Annotated in this window: 17 protein-coding genes; 2 read left to right on the forward strand and 15 right to left on the reverse strand. The window is 61.9% G+C overall.

What is annotated here, in order from left to right; all coding sequences use genetic code 11:
• The first annotated feature begins 52 nt into the window (after positions 1–52).
• Both waaA and P3T40_RS37570 read left to right on the forward strand, forming a co-directional pair.
• Positions 53–1,363 (forward strand): lipid IV(A) 3-deoxy-D-manno-octulosonic acid transferase, encoded by a 1,311-nt coding sequence (gene waaA / locus P3T40_RS37565; protein WP_429272760.1) that lies wholly within the window; start codon positions 53–55, stop codon positions 1,361–1,363.
• Between the two features lie 121 nt (positions 1,364–1,484).
• On the forward strand, positions 1,485–2,234 hold the full coding sequence (locus P3T40_RS37570) for a Fic family protein (RefSeq protein ID WP_429272761.1): 750 nt from the start codon (positions 1,485–1,487) through the stop codon (positions 2,232–2,234).
• 34 nt (positions 2,235–2,268) lie between these two features.
• On the opposite strand, the gene ureG is transcribed toward P3T40_RS37570, so the two are convergent.
• The 15 genes from ureG to P3T40_RS37645 all read right to left on the reverse strand — a co-directional run.
• Positions 2,269–2,916 (reverse strand): urease accessory protein UreG, encoded by a 648-nt coding sequence (ureG, locus tag P3T40_RS37575; RefSeq protein ID WP_429272762.1) that lies wholly within the window; start codon positions 2,914–2,916, stop codon positions 2,269–2,271.
• Positions 2,917–2,927: 11 nt separating this feature from the next.
• Positions 2,928–3,608, reverse strand: coding sequence for an urease accessory protein UreF (locus tag P3T40_RS37580; protein ID WP_429272775.1), 681 nt, complete (start codon positions 3,606–3,608; stop codon positions 2,928–2,930).
• Positions 3,595–4,317 (reverse strand): urease accessory protein UreE, encoded by a 723-nt coding sequence (ureE, locus tag P3T40_RS37585; RefSeq protein WP_429272763.1) that lies wholly within the window; start codon positions 4,315–4,317, stop codon positions 3,595–3,597. The genes P3T40_RS37580 and ureE overlap by 14 nt, the downstream gene beginning before the upstream one ends.
• Before the next feature lie 3 nt (positions 4,318–4,320).
• On the reverse strand, positions 4,321–6,027 hold the full coding sequence (gene ureC / locus P3T40_RS37590; protein WP_429272764.1) for an urease subunit alpha: 1,707 nt from the start codon (positions 6,025–6,027) through the stop codon (positions 4,321–4,323).
• Between the two features lie 67 nt (positions 6,028–6,094).
• Positions 6,095–6,400 carry an urease subunit beta gene (locus P3T40_RS37595; protein ID WP_429272765.1) on the reverse strand — a complete coding sequence of 102 codons (306 nt, stop codon included), beginning with the start codon at positions 6,398–6,400 and terminating at the stop codon, positions 6,095–6,097.
• Positions 6,401–6,419: 19 nt separating this feature from the next.
• Positions 6,420–6,722: an urease subunit gamma gene (gene ureA, locus P3T40_RS37600; protein WP_011487082.1), complete on the reverse strand. Its 303-nt coding sequence runs from the start codon at positions 6,720–6,722 to the stop codon at positions 6,420–6,422.
• 168 nt (positions 6,723–6,890) lie between these two features.
• Positions 6,891–7,694 (reverse strand): transporter substrate-binding domain-containing protein, encoded by an 804-nt coding sequence (locus tag P3T40_RS37605; protein ID WP_429272766.1) that lies wholly within the window; start codon positions 7,692–7,694, stop codon positions 6,891–6,893.
• Between the two features lie 729 nt (positions 7,695–8,423).
• Positions 8,424–9,305, reverse strand: a complete 882-nt coding sequence (locus tag P3T40_RS37610) for an urease accessory protein UreD (protein WP_429272767.1) — start codon at positions 9,303–9,305, stop codon at positions 8,424–8,426.
• 195 nt (positions 9,306–9,500) lie between these two features.
• Complete coding sequence (gene urtE / locus P3T40_RS37615) at positions 9,501–10,193, reverse strand: urea ABC transporter ATP-binding subunit UrtE (protein WP_429272768.1); 693 nt, start codon at positions 10,191–10,193, stop codon at positions 9,501–9,503.
• A 718-nt stretch (positions 10,194–10,911) separates the two neighbouring features.
• A complete protein-coding gene (urtD, locus tag P3T40_RS37620) occupies positions 10,912–11,775 on the reverse strand; it encodes an urea ABC transporter ATP-binding protein UrtD (RefSeq protein WP_429272769.1) in 864 nt (287 codons plus the stop codon).
• Positions 11,772–12,962 (reverse strand): urea ABC transporter permease subunit UrtC, encoded by a 1,191-nt coding sequence (urtC, locus tag P3T40_RS37625; protein ID WP_429272770.1) that lies wholly within the window; start codon positions 12,960–12,962, stop codon positions 11,772–11,774. The genes urtD and urtC overlap by 4 nt, the downstream gene beginning before the upstream one ends.
• A 1-nt stretch (position 12,963) precedes the next feature.
• Entirely contained in the window at positions 12,964–14,589 is a 1,626-nt protein-coding gene (gene urtB, locus P3T40_RS37630; protein WP_429272771.1) for an urea ABC transporter permease subunit UrtB, read from the reverse strand.
• Between the two features lie 160 nt (positions 14,590–14,749).
• On the reverse strand, positions 14,750–16,048 hold the full coding sequence (gene urtA / locus P3T40_RS37635) for an urea ABC transporter substrate-binding protein (RefSeq protein WP_429272772.1): 1,299 nt from the start codon (positions 16,046–16,048) through the stop codon (positions 14,750–14,752).
• Between the two features lie 517 nt (positions 16,049–16,565).
• The gene (locus tag P3T40_RS37640) at positions 16,566–16,682 is read right to left on the reverse strand and encodes a DUF3443 family protein (RefSeq protein WP_429272773.1); all 117 of its coding nucleotides are present in this window, start codon (positions 16,680–16,682) and stop codon (positions 16,566–16,568) included.
• Positions 16,683–16,967: 285 nt separating this feature from the next.
• Positions 16,968–17,150: hypothetical protein (locus P3T40_RS37645; protein WP_429272774.1), on the reverse strand; the 183-nt coding region annotated here is incomplete at its 5' end.

The raw sequence follows: 17,150 nt of genomic DNA on the forward strand, positions 1-17,150 counted from the left end.
CGCGAGACCGCGCCAATTTCAACAACAATGCGGACGTGAGCGCGGAGTGCGGATGCTAAGGGTCATCTATAACGCGCTCTGGTGGATCGTGGCGCCGCTCGCGGTGCTGCGTCTGTTGGTCCGTTCGCGCAAGGAGCGCGGCTATCGGGAGCATATCGGCGAGCGTTTCGGCCATGCACGCGGACGGTTGCCGGAGGACGATGCGCCGTTGATCTGGGTGCATGCGGTGTCGGTGGGCGAGACGCGCGCCGCGCAGCCGCTGATTGAGGCGCTGATGAAAGCGCGCCCCGATGCGCGCATTCTGCTGACGCACATGACGCCGAGCGGGCGCGCCACCGGCGAGCAGATTTTCGGCGACCGCGTGATGCGAAGCTATGTGCCGTACGACATGCCGCATGCCGTGCGGCGTTTCCTGCGTGCGTGGCGGCCGTCGCTCGGGCTAGTGATGGAAACCGAAGTGTGGCCGACGCTCATCGATGAGTGCCGTCGCGCCGACGTGCCGCTGGTACTCACCAACGCGCGGATGTCGGCGCGCTCGTTCAAGCGGGCCGCGAAGTTTGGCACGGGTGCGCGCGAGGTGTTCGGTGGGTTCTCTCGCGTGTTGGCGCAGAGTCCGTCTGACGCAGAGCGTTTGACGGCGCTGGGCGCGCGTAACGTGGCGGTGCTCGGCAATCTGAAGTTCGATATGAGCACGCCGCCTGAACTGGCGGCGCGCGGCCATGCGTGGCGTGCGGCGATCGGCAACCGGCCGGTGTGGGTGGCGGCGAGCACGCGCGAAGGCGAGGAAGAACTGGTGCTGCAGGCGTTTGCGGCGCTGGGCGTCGAGGACGCACTGTTGATTCTGGTGCCGCGTCACCCGCAGCGGTTTAACGAGGTGGCAGCGCTGGTTGAGAAGGCGGGGTTGCGCCATGAGCGTCGTTCGACGTGGGCGCCGGGTGCGGCGGCAGCGTTGGCGCACAGCGGCGCGCGGCCGTTGCCGGCGAATGTGACTGTGCTGCTTGGAGATTCGATGGGCGAGTTGGGCGCTTACTATGCGGCGTCGGATCTGGCGTTTATCGGCGGCAGCCTGTTGCCGCTGGGCGGACAGAATTTGATCGAAGCATGTGCGGTTGGGGTGCCGGTGCTGATCGGGCCGCACGTGTTCAACTTTACGCAGGCGACGGCGGATGCGGTCGCGGCGGGGGCTGCGGTGCAGGTGCAGGATCCGGCGGATCTGGCGCGGGCGCTGCGGGAACTGTTCAACGATAAGGCGCGGCGCACAGCGATGGGTGGTGCGGCTTCCGCGTTCGCGGCGCGCCATCGCGGGGCGACGGCGCGGACGGTGGATGTTTTGATGGCGTTGTTGCCGGATTCGCCAGAGTGACGCGCAGCGGGTCCTTGGTCTGCCAGGTCGATTTGTGCGGCGATAAATCGTATATCCTGCGAACACCGGGTATTGACGCTCACCTTTACGCGCCGCCCAATGCTTTCTCGATGATCCACTTATGACAGTCTTTACCGACCTTGGCTTCCACTGGGACCGCTCTGCGATCCCAAAAGATCTGCCAACCCATTCGATTAAACGAGTTTGCTTTCGCTTCCATAGGATGCTGCCGGAGTTCGTGTGGGACGCGAGCGTACTCGAAGGTAATCCGTTCACGTTTCCTGAAGTGAAGACGCTTCTGGATGGTGTGACCGTCGGTGGTCGGAAGATATCGGATCAGGAGCAGATCCTGAATCTCGCGGACAGCTCGAAGTATCTACTTTCGCTTGTTCAGCGAGAGCGGTTCGCGCTAGACAAGGTGACGTTCTGCGATCTCCACCGCATCGTTGCGCGGAACGAGGCGCTAGAATGGGGCGTGTTCCGTGGTGAGGGCGAAGAAACGCACTACACGCCGGACGTGGCATTGGGGGAGAAGGGGCGTTACACGCCGTTGCCTACCATTGCCGGCGCGCCCGAACTGAGCCGCGTTTTTGCTGCTGGCACACGTGCGCTCACCGAGCATGTCGACAATGCGTTCGAGCGAGGCTGCGCCTTCTTTCTCTTCGGCGCGCTGCAGCAATTCTTCTTTGACGGTAACGAGCGCACGTCCCGCTTCATGATGAACGGTGTGTTGATGTCGAACGGCATCGATGCCATTAGCGTTCCGGCACAGCGCGCTGGCGATTTCAACGAAAAGATGGTGGGTTTCTCTACGTCCAAGGACGCGACCGAGATGATGACATTCCTGGCGGAATGCCATCCGGAGACTTGATAAGGCGCGATGCGTTTCAACGCAAGCATGCGCATTAAACCGTCAGCAACCCCTTCTTCTCGATAAACGCGATCACCTCATCCAACCCGTCGAGTGTCTTCAGGTTGCACATCACGAACGGCCGTTCGCCGCGCATCTTCTTCGCGTCCGATGCCATCACGTCGAGATTCGCGCCGACCATCGGCGCGAGGTCCGTCTTGTTGATCACCAGGATGTCCGACTTCGTAATCCCCGGGCCACCTTTGCGCGGAATCTTCTCGCCGCCGGCCACGTCGATCACATAGATCGTCAGGTCCGACAGTTCCGGGCTGAAGGTCGCCGCCAGGTTGTCGCCACCCGATTCGATGAAGACGATGTCCGCATCGGGGAAGCGCGTCAGCATGCGGTCGACCGCTTCCAGATTGATCGAGGCATCTTCGCGGATCGCGGTGTGCGGGCAGCCGCCCGTTTCCACGCCCATGATCCGTTCGGCCGGCAACGCGCCCGCTACCGTCAGCAGGCGCTGGTCTTCCTTCGTGTAGATATCGTTGGTGATGGCGACGAGGTCGTAGCGGTCGCGCATCGCCTTGCAGAGCATTTCGAGCAGCGTGGTCTTGCCGGAGCCGACCGGCCCGCCGACGCCCACGCGCAGCGGCGGCAGTTTCTTGGTGCGATGAGCGGTGTGGTGCTGAGGTGCGTTCATGATCGATTCGGTTATGAGCGAAAGAGCCGCGAATACTGCGACTCGTGGCGCGCCGACAGGATGCCCAGTTGCGGCGCGAAGGTGTTGATGTCATCAGGGACGGTGGCGAGCGCGCGTTGGACGGCGGCGTCGATGGGCGCGCGCAGGGCGACGATGATGCGTTGTCCCGCGAGTTGTCCGAGCGGGACAGCTTTTAGCGCCGCTGCTGCCTGGTTTTCGACCCAACTGAATGCGTAGGCCGCGAGTGCGGCGTCTGGAGAAACGTCGTGGGCGAAGGCGGCGAATGCGAAGGCTGTGGGTTGTGCCAGAGGCGTCATTTCCGTCAGCGTGGCGCGTCGCTCGGCGTCGCCCCATTCGAGCGAGACGCACAACTGCCGCAGCGACCAGCCCATCTGCTCCGTTTCGCGGCGCAGTTCGGCGGATTCGCGGCTCGCGAGGAATTCGCTATTGGCGAGCGCGAGGCCCGCTGCGTCATGGGCTTGCCAGCGTTCGATCTGATGCGCGAGAAACGGCAACTCGCCGAGCGCGAGGACGTCGGCGAGGCCGCTGGCGATCCAGTCGCGAGCGCTGTCGGCGTCGGTGATCAATTGCGCTTCGATCGCCGCTTCCAGGCCCTGCGAATAGCTGAACGCGCCGATCGGCAAAGCCGGCGACGCGAGATGCAGCAAGGCCGTGAGTTCAGCGATGCGCATGTTTGGAAGCGTCGTGGGCGTGGTCGCAGGACGCGTCGCAGTCGCTGTGGTCGTGTCCGTGAGCAGTGCCGTGATCGTGAGCATGTCCGTGATCGTGTCCATGGTCATGCGAGTGACTATGGCCCTCGTGACCGTGGTCGTGCCCACGGCCATGATCGTGTGCGTGGTCATGCCCGCCACCATGATCATGCCCATGATGCTCACCATAAACCTGCTGCGCTAATGCATAGTCTTCAGCAAACGTCTCATCGTGCCCGTGCTTATGCCCACCACCATAAGCCCCAGACTCCGGCTGAAACGGCAGCGTCACCTGCTCGACCATCGCGCCGATCCGCTTGAGCATGTCGGCAAGCACCGGATCGTATTCGAGCTTCAGATAATCCGCGCCCACCTCAACCGGCGTGTGCCGATTGCCAAGGTGATAAGCCGCCCGCGTGAGCGTCAGCCCGTCCCGCGCGGTGACCATCAACACCGCTTCGGCCGCCGCGACCACCCGCACCAGCGCGCCATCCTGCGCCACCAGCACGTCGCCGTCGCGCAGTACCGTGCCGCGCGGCAACACCAGTGCAACTTCTTCACCGTTATCGAGCGTCGCTGCCAGGCGGCTCTTGCGGCGCGCATCGAAATCAAGCGTGAGCGTCGGTGCACGCTTCACCAGCACGGCAGCGAGCTTGATGTTCGGGTCAATCAGTTTGTCGATAGTGCGCATGGTTTAGAACAGAAAGTAGCGTTGCGCCATCGGCAGCACGGTGGCCGGTTCGCAGGTCAGCAACTGGCCGTCCGCGATCACCTGGTAAGTTTCCGGATCGACGCTGATTGCCGGGCGCCACGCGTTGTGGATCATGTCCGCCTTGCTGATGTTGCGGCAGTTCTTCACCGGCACGATACCCTTGGTCAAGCCGTATCGCTCGGCAATGCCCGCATCCGCACTCATCTGCGACACGAAGGTTAGCGAGGTGCGTGCCAAAGCGCCGCCACGCGTGGCGAACATCTCGCGATAGTGGACCGGTTGCGGCGTCGGGATGGAGGCGTTCGGATCGCCCATCTGCGCCATCGCGATCATGCCGCCCTTGAGGATCAGCGACGGCTTGATGCCGAAAAACGCGGGCTCCCAGAACACCAGGTCAGCCCACTTGCCGGGTTCGATCGAGCCGACTTCGTGCGAGATGCCATGCGTGATGGCCGGATTGATCGTGTACTTCGCGACGTAGCGCTTGGCGCGGAAGTTGTCGGCCCGCGCATTGTCTTCGGGCAATGCGCCGCGTTGCACCTTCATCTTGTGCGCGGTCTGCCACGTGCGGATGATCACTTCGCCCACACGTCCCATGGCTTGCGAGTCGGACGACAGCATCGACAGCGCGCCAAGGTCGTGCAGGATATCTTCGGCAGCGATGGTTTCGCGGCGAATCCGAGACTCGGCAAACGCGATGTCTTCCGCGATCGACGGGTCCAGGTGGTGGCACACCATCAGCATGTCGAGGTGTTCTTCGAGCGTGTTGATCGTGTACGGCCGGGTCGGATTGGTCGAAGAGGGCAGCACGTTCGCCTCCCCGCAGACCTTGATGATGTCCGGGGCGTGGCCGCCGCCCGCGCCTTCCGTGTGATACGTGTGGATCGTGCGGCCCTTGAAGGCGGCCACTGTCGCTTCGACGAAGCCGGCTTCGTTGAGCGTATCCGTGTGGATCGCGACCTGGGTGTCGGTGTCGTCGGCAACAGAAAGACAGTTGTCGATCGCCGCCGGCGTCGAGCCCCAGTCTTCATGCAGCTTCAGGCCGATCGCGCCTGCGGCGATCTGCTCGGTGGCCGGATCGGGCAGGCTCACGTTGCCCTTGCCGAGAAAGCCGATATTCATCGGATAGCCATCGGCGGCTTGTAGCATGCGTTCGAGATGCCACGGTCCTGGCGTGCATGTGGTGGCATTGGTGCCGGTCGCGGGACCTGTGCCGCCGCCGATCATCGTCGTCACGCCGCTCGTGAGGGCTTCGTCGATCTGCTGCGGACTGATGAAATGGATGTGCGTATCGATGCCGCCCGCCGTCACGATCAACCCTTCGCCGGCGATTACTTCGGTGGCCGCACCAATTGCAATCGTCACGCCCGGTTGAATGTCCGGATTGCCTGCTTTGCCAATGGCTGCAATGCGGCCGTTCTTGATGCCGATGTCGGCCTTGACGATACCCCAGTGATCGAGAATCACGGCGTTGGTGACGACCGTATCCACGACGTCGGCGTGCACGCGCTGCGACTGGCCCATGCCGTCGCGAATCACCTTGCCGCCGCCGAATTTCACTTCTTCGCCGTAGGTCGTGAAGTCGCGTTCGATTTCGATCAGCAAGTCGGTATCGGCGAGTCGCACGCGATCGCCGGTCGTGGGGCCGAACATTTCCGCGTATGCGCGGCGGCCAATGCGTAAGGTCATGGTGGTAAATCCGGAAAGTGGCAGGGCGGGTGTTCGCAATCTTCGATGACGGGGCTCATGCCACGCGTCAGAGCGGTCCCATGACCTTGCCGTTAAAGCCGTAGACGACGCGGTTGCCCGCCAGTTCGACCAGTTCGACCGTGCGTTCCTGGCCGGGCTCGAAACGCACGGCGGTGCCCGCCGCGATATTCAGCCGGAAGCCGCGCGCCGCTTCGCGAACGAACGACAGTGCCGGATTCACTTCATAAAAGTGGTAGTGCGAACCAATTTGCACCGGACGGTCGCCGGTGTTCGACACGGTGAGCGTGACCGTTGCGCGGCCCGCGTTGAGTTGGTGCTCGCCGTCGTCGGTGAGAATTTCGCCGGGAATCATCAGGGGCTCCGGGGCGGGGTCAAGGAATCGGATGGTGGACGGTCACGAGTTTCGTGCCGTCGGGGAAGGTGGCTTCCACCTGAATGTCCGGAATCATTTCCGGCACGCCTTCCATGACGTCGTCGCGTGTGAGCAGCGTGGTGCCGTAGTGCATCACTTCGGCGACCGTCTTGCCGTCGCGTGCCGCTTCCATCAGCGCCGCCGTAATGAATGCGATCGCCTCCGGATAGTTGAGTTTCAGGCCACGCGCGCGACGGCGCTCGGCCAGTAACGCAGCGGTGAAGATCAGCAGCTTGTCCTTCTCGCGGGGTGTCAGCTTCATCGGATGTTGGGTTGGGTTACGCCCGTCCCAGTTGGGACAGACGTCGAATGGCATTGGAGGAGCGCATCATCAAGCCCGCTTGAAAAACGCGTGCGGGCATGCGACAAACCGCGACAAGCTTAACGCCAGAACAGCTTACAAAGATATATAGATAAACTAACGATCTGTTTACATCGTGGCGGGCAGCGGCGCACCGAACCACTTCTTCGACATCGTGTTGAGCGTGCCATCCGCCTTCGCCTGTGCAATGGCGGTGTTGACCTTCTCCATCAGCCGGCTTTCATTCTTGTTCATGCCGACGAAACATGGCGAATCCTTTATAACGAACTTAGGTTCTGGGCGGCGCGGCGGATTCTTCGCATTGATGGCGGCGGCCACGATATTGCCGGCGGCGATCAGTTGCACCTGGCCGGACAGGAATGCGGCGATGGTGGCGTTGTTGTCTTCGAAGCGCTTGATGGTGGCGTTCGGCGCCATCTGCGTGAGGGCGATTTCTTCGAGCGCGCCGCGTGTTGCGCCGACCGTCTTGCCGGTGAGGTCGGCCGGGCCGCTCACCTTGATGTCGGCGGGGCCGAATACGCCCTGATAGTAGGGAGCGTAGGCGGTCGAGAAGTCGATCACTTTCTCGCGGTCAGGCGTCTTTCCGAGCGACGAGATCACCAGATCAACCTTGTTGGTCTGCAGGTAGGAGATGCGGTTCGCGCTGTTGACGGGCACGAGTTGCAGCTTGACGTTCATCGACTTGGCGAGCAGCGCGGCGGTATCGATGTCATAGCCTTGTGGTTGCATGTCTGGGCCGACTGAGCCGAAGGGTGGGTAGTCCTCGGGGACCGCGACTTTTAGCACGCCGGCTTTGGTGATGGTGTCGAGGGCGTCGGCGTGGGCTGTGGGGGTGGCCAGTGCCAGGACTGGCGAGAGTAGCAGGGCGGCTAGCCAGGCGCGGCGCGCGGGACGGGGAGACTGTTGGGTCATGTTTATTTGTTAGCGGTGGGGGGCGGAGCTGGGTGCGGCTGCTGTCTTTGGTGCGGTGGAGGCGTAGTGGTTTTTTGGAGCAAGGTGTGTGCCATGGTGGTGCGGGCGTTTCTGTTAAGGCTTGGCGGAGGGTTTGCACCAGGGTGGGGTGTTGTGTGCGCTAGGTTGGTGCTTGGGGTTTGCGGTTTTTTGCCTGTGGCGGCTTGGGTTTGGTTGGTGTTCTTGCGGTGTTGGCCTTTCCTTGTGTTGCTATCGGTCTATTTGCTTCGCCCCTGTGCGGGGCGGCACTCACTTTCTTTGCCGCCGCAAAGAAGGTAAGCAAAGAAAGCGGGCTTCACACCGCCAGCTTGTAGGTGTCCGCCTCTTTGAGCTAACCCGGAGTGGTCCGAGACGAGATGGGCTCTCGCACCACACGCCTTCGTGACAAAGGGCTTATTCATCCCGCGAGCGCACGTCGTGCGCCCCGGTACGGTTCACCATTGTCGTCCTCGCACCCGCTTGCCGTGCAACGGCGGCACCGCAAATGCACAATGCCCGTGCCGTGCGGGGCGCTCGCTTTGGGGCGGCGAGGAGACGTCGCGGTGGGGGCAGTGGGTGCGCCTTTGCCGGGCGCGGCTGCTGGCTATTGGCTAATGCGTAATGGAGCGCGGCAAACGGCAAACGGCAAACGGGGCGGGACACGGAATTGCGGCGCCGGCGCCGCCGGCATGCGGTGCTTCAATCCGCTTCTCAGGTCGTCCAGATCCGCAGCGGTACCGCTTCGACCCCGTGCACAATCGGGCGCAATTGGAGCCAGCACCCGGTTAGCGTGCGTTGCAGCGACTCCATCGAGCGAGCGACCGCACGAACCAGCATCACGCCCGGCGTGACGCACGAGGCGGCTGCGCGCAGGGCTTCGTTGAACGGGAGCCCGGCAGTCAGCCTTTCTGCGAGCGCGTCGTCGCAGGCCGGCCCCACCGCCCATAACGTGCCGTAGGCAGGGAATCCGGCGAGACCTTGGGGCGCGTCGCGCAGCGGATCAGCTGCGCTGAGGTTGGCCCGTTCGAGCCACCGCAATTGTCCATCCGGACCGACGATCCGCGAGACCGCGCGCAGCGTACCGGCCGACCAGCGCTCGCCGGCTGCCTGGCGGCCCAGTTGCGTGGCTTCCCAACCGAGCGCAGTGGCGCCCTTGGCCATCGACAGCGTGAAGTCGAGCGTAGCGTTGGCGTGATCGAACACGATGTTGTTCTGCGGCAGCCAGTCGAGCCTCGCGTGGGCGCCGACGCGCACGTCGATCTGCTGCCGTGCTGCGCGATCGTTCGACTTGTACCACTTGGTGGCGCCGGGCGTGGTAAGCACCGCATGCGTACCGGCTTCGAGCGACACGTCGATATGAAGCTGATCGCCACCGGCGATGCCACCTGGCGGATGCACGATCACCGCGTGGCAGATGGCGTGGCCTTCGGGATAGAGCGGGCGCTGAACGCGTAACGGGCCGTCGTGCAGACGATGCGCGAGCGTCGTGCGTTCACCGTACTTCGCAAAGCCGAGCTCGAGTCGGGCGCGCCACGCGCCGTGCGCGGCGGTGTGCGCCGTGGCCAGCGCGGCATGGTTTTCATGAAGCGACATGCGGGTAGACGTAATAGGACGGTGCGTGACGGCAGTCTAAAGGGCGCTCGAATGCGGAAGATCGTGGATGACCTCGACCTGACATGCAGCGACGAGCACACCGACGGGATGCGGCGAGGATAGCATGTGCGCCTTGTCGGACCCGGCTGATGTTCGATTCGCGTGGCGCGGATGAGTGAAGCGGCGCCGCCGCTGTCACACTGCAATGAGGGCGCGTACTCCATCGGCGTCCATATTGGCGCCTTCACCGCCGGCGACGATTTCGCCGCGGCTCATGACCCAGTAGCGATCTGCGATAGCTTTGGCGAAGTCGTAGTACTGTTCGACGAGGAGGACGGTGAGTCCCATTTCTTCGACGAGTTGACGGAGCGTGCGGCCGATGTCCTGGATGATGGAGGGCTGAATACCTTCGGTGGGTTCATCGAGGATGAGCAGTTGGGGCTCGCTCATGAGGGCGCGTCCGATGGCGAGTTGTTGCTGTTGTCCGCCGGACAGATCGCCGCCGCGGCGGCTGCGCATGTCCTTTAGGACTGGGAAGAGTTCGTAGATGCGATCGGGGATTTTGGAAGGGGCTTTTTTGCTGGCGGCGCCGACCATGAGGTTTTCTTCTACCGTGAGGCGCGGGAAGATATCGCGGCCTTGCGGGACGTAGGCCAGGCCTTTTGCTACGCGGGCATAGGTGGGGAGTTTTGTTAGTGGCGTGCCGCGCCAGGAGATTGCGCCGCTTTTTGTTGGGACTACGCCCATGAGGCAACGGAGCAGGGTTGTTTTGCCTACGCCATTGCGGCCCAATAGTACGGTTAGTTTGCCGTCCGGCACTGTCAGCTTCACGTCTCGGAGGATGTGGCTGCCGCCGTAGTACTGGTTTAGGTCGTCTACTTCTAGCATTACTGTTGTCCTCTTGCTTTTTGTACTTACGTACGGTTTTTGCATGCGGCGGCTTGGTTTGTGTGGTTTGCCTATGGCGTTGGCCTTTCCTTGCTTTGTTATCGGTCTATCAGCTTCGCCCCTGTGCGGGGCAGCACTTACGTTCTTTGCCGCCGCAAAGAAAGTAAGCAAAGAAAGCGGGCTGCAACCGCCAGCCTGTAGTGAGCCATCTCGGTCTTCGACCGGGAACGGCCCAACACGAGACCCGCTCTCGCACCACCCACGTTCGTGACAAAGCCATCATCCGCTCCAGCGTCGCGCTGCGCGCCCCGCCGAAGGACATAACACCTCCTGGATGCGGTGACTGGCCCCACCCGGCCCTCCCGGGCATACCCATCCGCGACGCACGTAGTGCGGAGTGGGATGAATGAGCCCTTTGTCGCTAACGCGTGTGGTGCGAGAACACATCTTGTCTTCGCACCACTCCGGGTTCACACACGAGACGGACACCCACAGGCTGGCGGTTGCAGCCCGCTTTCTTTGCCTACTTTCTTTGCGGCGGCAAAGAAAGTAGGTGCCGCCCCGCACAGGGGCGAAGCTGATATAGACCAATATCAAATCAAGGAAAGGCCAACGCCGTAGGCAAACGGCCAAAGCCAAACCTGACCAGACCGATAACAATACAAGGAAAGGCCAACACCCTAAGCAAACAACCAAAGAGACCCGCCGCAGGCAAAAATCACCTCCCAAGATAAGACTCAATAACAGTCTCATCCTGCTTAACTTCATCGAGCGTGCCATGGGCAAGAACTCTACCTTCAGCCATAACGGTGACCTTCCCAGCGTCACCAGAAAGAGCAGCAACAAACTCCATATCATGCTCAACAACCATCATGGAGCAAGTGCCACGCAAGTGATTAAGCAACTCAGCCAACTGCGTAGTCTCATCATCAGTCATCCCAGCAGCAGGCTCATCAAGCAGAAGAAGCGCCGGCTGCTGCATCAACAACATGCCAATTTCGAGCCGCTGCTTCTGTCCATGCGAAAGTTCGCCAGCCAACCGCCTGGCCTCACTCTCAAGACGAATCAGCGATAAAGTCTCCTCTATCCGCGCTTGCGCCTCCCCATCAAGCCGCGCCCGCAAAGCAGCCCACCACCCCTTATCAGCCTTCATCGCCAGTTCGAGATTCTCCCAAACCGGATGCTGCTCAAACACCGTCGGCTTCTGAAACTTGCGCCCAATCCCCGCACGCGCAATCGAAGGCTCGTTCATCCGCGTGAGATCAATCGTCTGCCCCAGAAACACCTTGCCGGAATCCGGCTCAGTCTTCCCGGTAATCACGTCCATCATCGTCGTCTTGCCCGCGCCATTAGGCCCGATGATGCAGCGCAATTCGCCCACATCAATCGACAACGTCAAAGCATTCAACGCCCGAAACCCATCGAAGCTAACCGTCACATCCTCTAGATACAGAATCGTCCCGTGCGACACATCAATCTCGCCCGGCGTTACTACGCGCCCGAAATCCGCTACGCCGCTCAGCGAGCGTTCAGCAGGGTCTTCCGGTAAAGCCAGGTCAGGCACCATCGGGTTCTCGTTCATGAGCGGTTCCTCTTGCGCCATACCAGCTCGATCAGGCCCATGATGCCTTGCGGCAGCAGCAACGGCACCAGCACGAAGATCAAGCCAAGAAAGAACAGCCAGTATTCAGGGAAGTTTGCCGTGAAAAAGCTCTTCGCGCCATTCACCGCAAATGCACCAATGATCGGTCCAATCAACGTGCCGCGCCCGCCCACCGCCACCCAGATCGCCATTTCGATCGAGTTGCCCGGCGACATCTCGCCCGGATTGATTATGCCCACCTGCGGCACATACAGCGCCCCGGCGATTCCGCACAAGATCGCGGACACCGTCCAGATAAACAGCTTGTAGCCCAACGGGCTATAGCCGAGGAACATCAGCCGCGTTTCGCCATCGCGTACCGCTGTGACGACGCGTCCGAGCTTCGAAGTGACGATTGCTCGAGCACCGAGGAATGCCAGCACCAGCACCGCAAACGTAATCAGAAAGAGCGCTGTGCGCGTACCCGGATGCGTAATCGGAAAGCCGCCAATCCGCTTGAAATCCGTAAAGCCGTTGTTGCCGCCGAAGCCAGTTTCATTGCGGTAAAACAGCAGCATCGCGGCGAACGTCATGGCCTGTGTGATGATCGACAGGTACACGCCCTTCACCCTCGAGCGGAACGTGAAGAAGCCGAACACCCACGCAATCACCGCCGGCACCAGCATCACCAGCAGCAACGCATACCAGAGATGCTGCGTGCCTTCCCAGTACCACGGCAGCGCGTGCCAGTTGAGGAACACCATGAAGTCCGGCAGATCGCTCTGGTAGACGCCCTCGTGTCCGATCGAGCGCATCAGGTACATGCCGATCGCGTAGCCGCCGAGCGCAAAGAACAGCGCATGTCCCAAGCTCAGGATGCCGCAATAACCCCATACGAGGTCCAGTGCGAGCGCGCCAATCGCATAGCACATGAACTTGCCGGTAAGCGTCATCATGTATGCGGACAGGTGGAACGCACTCGTTTCTGGCAGCACCAGCGCCGAGAGGGGCACGCCCAGACCGATCGCGATGATCAGCGCAATCAGCGCGATCCACGCGGGCCGCGATAACAGCGCAGGACGCGGCGGCAAGCCCAGCGCGAAGCCGGACTGCACGGCGCGCTCGGTACCCGGCGGCGCGCCGGAGCCGGACGATGTGACGGAAGCAGGGGAGGTTGCCGATGTCATCTCATGCCTCCGCGCTGCGGCCCTTCAGGGCAAACATACCCTGCGGCCGCTTCTGGATGAACAGCACGATCAGGACGAGCACCGCTATCTTCGCGAGCACAGCGCCCCAGAACGGTTCGATGGCCTTGCTGATCAACCCGAGTCCGAAGCCGCCAATCACCGTACCGGCCAGTTGGCCGACGCCGCCCAGCACCACAGCCATGAACGAATCGATGATGTAGCTCTGACCCAGGTCCGGACCGACGTTGCCGATCTGCGAAAGCGCGCAGCCGCCCAGGCCCGCAATGCCCGCGCCGAATGCAAAGGCGTACGAATCGACCCGTGCAGTTCGCACGCCGACGCACGCCGCCATCCGGCGGTTTTGCGTCACGGCGCGCACGAACAGGCCGAGGCGCGTTTTTGTCAGCACAGCCCACGCGATGCCGACCACGATCAGCGAAAACGCCAGGATCGCCAGCCGGTTGTACGGCAGGATCAGGCTCGGCAGCACGGTGACGCCGCCGCTCATCCATGCCGGGTTGCTCACCTGCACATTCTGCGCACCGAAGATCATGCGGGTCGCCTGGATCAGGATCAGGCTGATGCCGAAGGTCGTCAGCAGCGTTTCGAGAGGACGTCCATATAGATGCTTCAAAACTAGCCGCTCCAGCACCATGCCCACCAGCGCCGCAGCCACGAACGATGCGGGCACCGCCAGCAGCGGATACCAGTCGAACGCGCCAGGCGCGTAGCGCTGGAATAGATTCTGCACAACGTACGTCGCGTAGGCGCCGATCATCAGGAATTCGCCGTGCGCCATGTTGATGACGCCGATCAGGCCGTATGTGATGGCCAGTCCCAGCGCAGCAAGTAGCAATACGCTGCCGAGCGACAGACCCGCGAACAGCGTGCCCGCAATTGCGCTGCGGCGCTGGATCGCGTCGAGCTCGTCAATGCCGGCCTGCGCAGCGGCACGCACCCTGTCATCGCTCTCCACAAACGTGCCGTCTGGCTTCTTCGCGACGAGCGGCCGCAGCAGTTCGTTCATGTCGAGATCGTGGCGCGCGGCCACGAGCTGCACAGCTTCGAGGCGCGTGGCCGGATCGCTGTTGTGCAGCGCCGTCATGGCCCACAGCGTGTCGAGTTTCTTCTTCAGATCCGGATCGGTTTCCTTCGCGCGCTGCGCGTCGATCAGTGGTTTCATCGACGGATCGGGATTCTGCAGCAGCGCGTTAATGGCCGTGCGGCGCGTTTCCAGAACCGGAGAGTCGAGTTGCGAGCCAGATAGCGCGCCCGAGACCTTCGAGCGCAGCAGATTGTTCAGCGTGACCGGTTGCGCACCCGGTGCGGTGACCGCTTTGCCGGTGATGGCGTCCTTGGTTGTGTCACCGTCCTGGATCAGCACTTCGCCGGAGTCGGTCGTAAGCGCGTTGTCTTCGGACAATGCCTTGAGCAGTGCCTGGGAGGGTGCATCGTGATTGGCGATCAGTTTGTCGATCGCTGCGGATTTCGCGTCGAAGTCGTCAGCGGCGAGCGGCGCGATGTCGGCCGGAGTCAGCGCGAACGCTGTCAGCGGCGCCAAGGTGATGAGCGCGATACCGAGCGTACCGATACTGCGCCGTGCGAGCCTCAGAATGGAAAACGCCATGATGCCCTTTGAAGATTGACCAGCAGGGCGGCGCGGCATCGAACCCGCCGAAGATGCCGCGCCGTCGAGTCGCTAGAGAGACGGGTGCGTCGTCCAGTTGGCCAGATATATCCGGCACAACTGGATTTGAGCGGGCGTGCGCTGCGAGCCCGCCGTCACATCAGGCAACCCGCGAACGGCGCAGGAACGCGGGGATCGAACTGACCACATCAGGTTTGCCCTGGTTGCCGGCGATATACGGGCTCCACGGTTGCGCACGGATTGCCGTCTTGGTGCGCCACACTACGTTGAACTGGCCGTCGGCACGCACTTCGCCGATCATCACCGGCTTGTGCAGATGGTGATTGCCATCCATCGTCAGCACGAAGCCCGACGGGGCGTTGAAGGTCTGGCCGATCATCGCCACGCGCACCTTGTCCACATCCGTGCTCTTGGCTTTTTCAGCCGCCTGCTTCCACATGTGAATACCCACGAAGGTGGCTTCCATCGGATCGTTCGTCACGCGCTTGTCGCCGCCGGGCAGGTTGTTGTCCTTCACCCATTTGGCGAACATCGCCTTGAACTTGGTGTTTTCCGGGTCACGCAGCGACATGAAGTAGTTCCACGCCGCGAGGTTGCCGACCAGCGGTTTGGTGTCGATGCCGCGCAGTTCCTCCTCGCCGACCGAGAACGCCACCACCGGCACGTCGGTCGCTTTGAGCCCTTGGTTGCCGAGCTCCTTGTAGAACGGCACATTCGAGTCGCCGTTGACCGTCGAGATTACCGCAGTCTTGCCGCCCTGCGAGAAGGTCTTGATGTTCGCGACGATGGTCTGATAATCGCTGTGGCCGAACGGCGTGTAGACCTCCTGAATATCGGCTTCCTGTACGCCTTTCGACTGCAGGAACGCGCGCAGGATCTTGTTCGTCGTACGCGGATAGACGTAGTCCGTGCCGAGCAGGAAGAAACGCTTAGCGCCGCCGCCTTCGGCGCTCATCAGATATTCGGTCGCCGGAATCGCCTGCTGGTTCGGTGCTGCGCCCGTGTAGAACACGTTGCGCGACATTTCTTCGCCTTCATACTGCACAGGGTAGAAGAGCAGGCCGTTCAGTTCCTCGAACACCGGTAGCACCGACTTGCGCGAGACCGAGGTCCAGCAACCGAACACGACCGCGCACTTGTCCTGGGTGAGGAGCTGGCGTGCCTTCTCGGCGAACAGCGGCCAGTTCGAGGCCGGATCCACCACCACCGCCTCGATCTGCCGGCCATTGACGCCGCCGCTCTTGTTGATTTCCGAGATGGTCATCAACGCGGTGTCTTTCAGTGAGGTCTCCGAAATCGCCATCGTGCCGGATAGCGAGTGCAAGATACCGACCTTGATCGGACCGGTGTCGGATTGCGCATTCGCAAACGGACTCTGGCCGGCGAGCGCCAACGCGCCAGACATTGACCCGAGCTTCAATAGACTGCGACGTTTCATTTGCCTACCCCTTGCCATTAGTGATTAGTGAAGAGTGTTTTTTGGGCGTCGATTCCAGCCATCAAAGGCTGTCCAGCATTGGTCTGCCAGACCAGTACTGCAAGGCACATGCCAAGCGGTAAATCTGACCTCCATTGGGCGGGACGCGCGCTGCGGTGCGGTCGTGCTGTCGTGGGTAATTGCGTGGCGATATGCCCGATGAGCGCGAAACTGGTGCAAGCAGAGGCGTCTCGCCTCGTTGCGGTGCGTGCCGCGCTGCAACGAAGCGTCCTTAGCCGCCAGCGAGCGGCCACGGTGCATCTGCGCCGCGCCTTTGTGCATGAGCGTGCGGATGCCTGGACTGAAAGCCCGAAGGGCAGATTGAGGAGATCTTCCCGGCGGTGGGGGAGGTGTTGAGAGACGGCTTGGTATGTGGCGCCCGCGGTGCTGAGGGCGAACTTGCCCACTGCAATGACAGGAGGCTGGCCGCCTTGCGGCGCCAGCCTCTTATTTTGGGGTTGCGGATTACGTCCGGAACCTAGAACGCGACGAACGGACCGGTTTGCGAACCGATCTTTGCGTTGTTGAGCACGGTGTACACGTTACGGCCGTAGAAGAACGGCAGGCTCCAGAGGAACCCTTCCTCTGACAACATGATGTCGCTGCTGACGTCGTAAGCGGGCAGGCTGGTGAGTTACATGCCGACGTTGTCATAGGCGGCGTAGCCGCTCGCCATCGCGTTGGCCGCGTTACCGATCGAGAACGGCACTACGACGGGTGAGCCTTTACCGTTCGTGGCCTCCATGGTGGCCGATAGACTGATTGCACTCGACGGTATTCATCATTCGCCCGTGGTGGGGATCGTGGTATCCGAGAAGGCGTAACCGTTGGTTCCGCTGTCGATCGCGCTGTTGATCGGATGCGCGTCAAACCTCGCCCTTCAGAGGCTGTCGCAAAACATTTCTGCTGTGCGTCCAATTGAAGCCCGGGCGTTGATGTGATTGCTGGCGCGAGCCAACAAATCGAGGAATCTGTCCGGAAAACATTGCGCGACCTCGTGGAGGCCGCGTAAAGCCGCGTACAAAAGGGTAAATAATGCCCTCAACAGGGCAACTGCTCTGGA

Origin of the sequence: Paraburkholderia sp. EB58 (assembly GCF_050436665.1) — a bacterium.
Classification (GTDB): domain Bacteria; phylum Pseudomonadota; class Gammaproteobacteria; order Burkholderiales; family Burkholderiaceae; genus Paraburkholderia.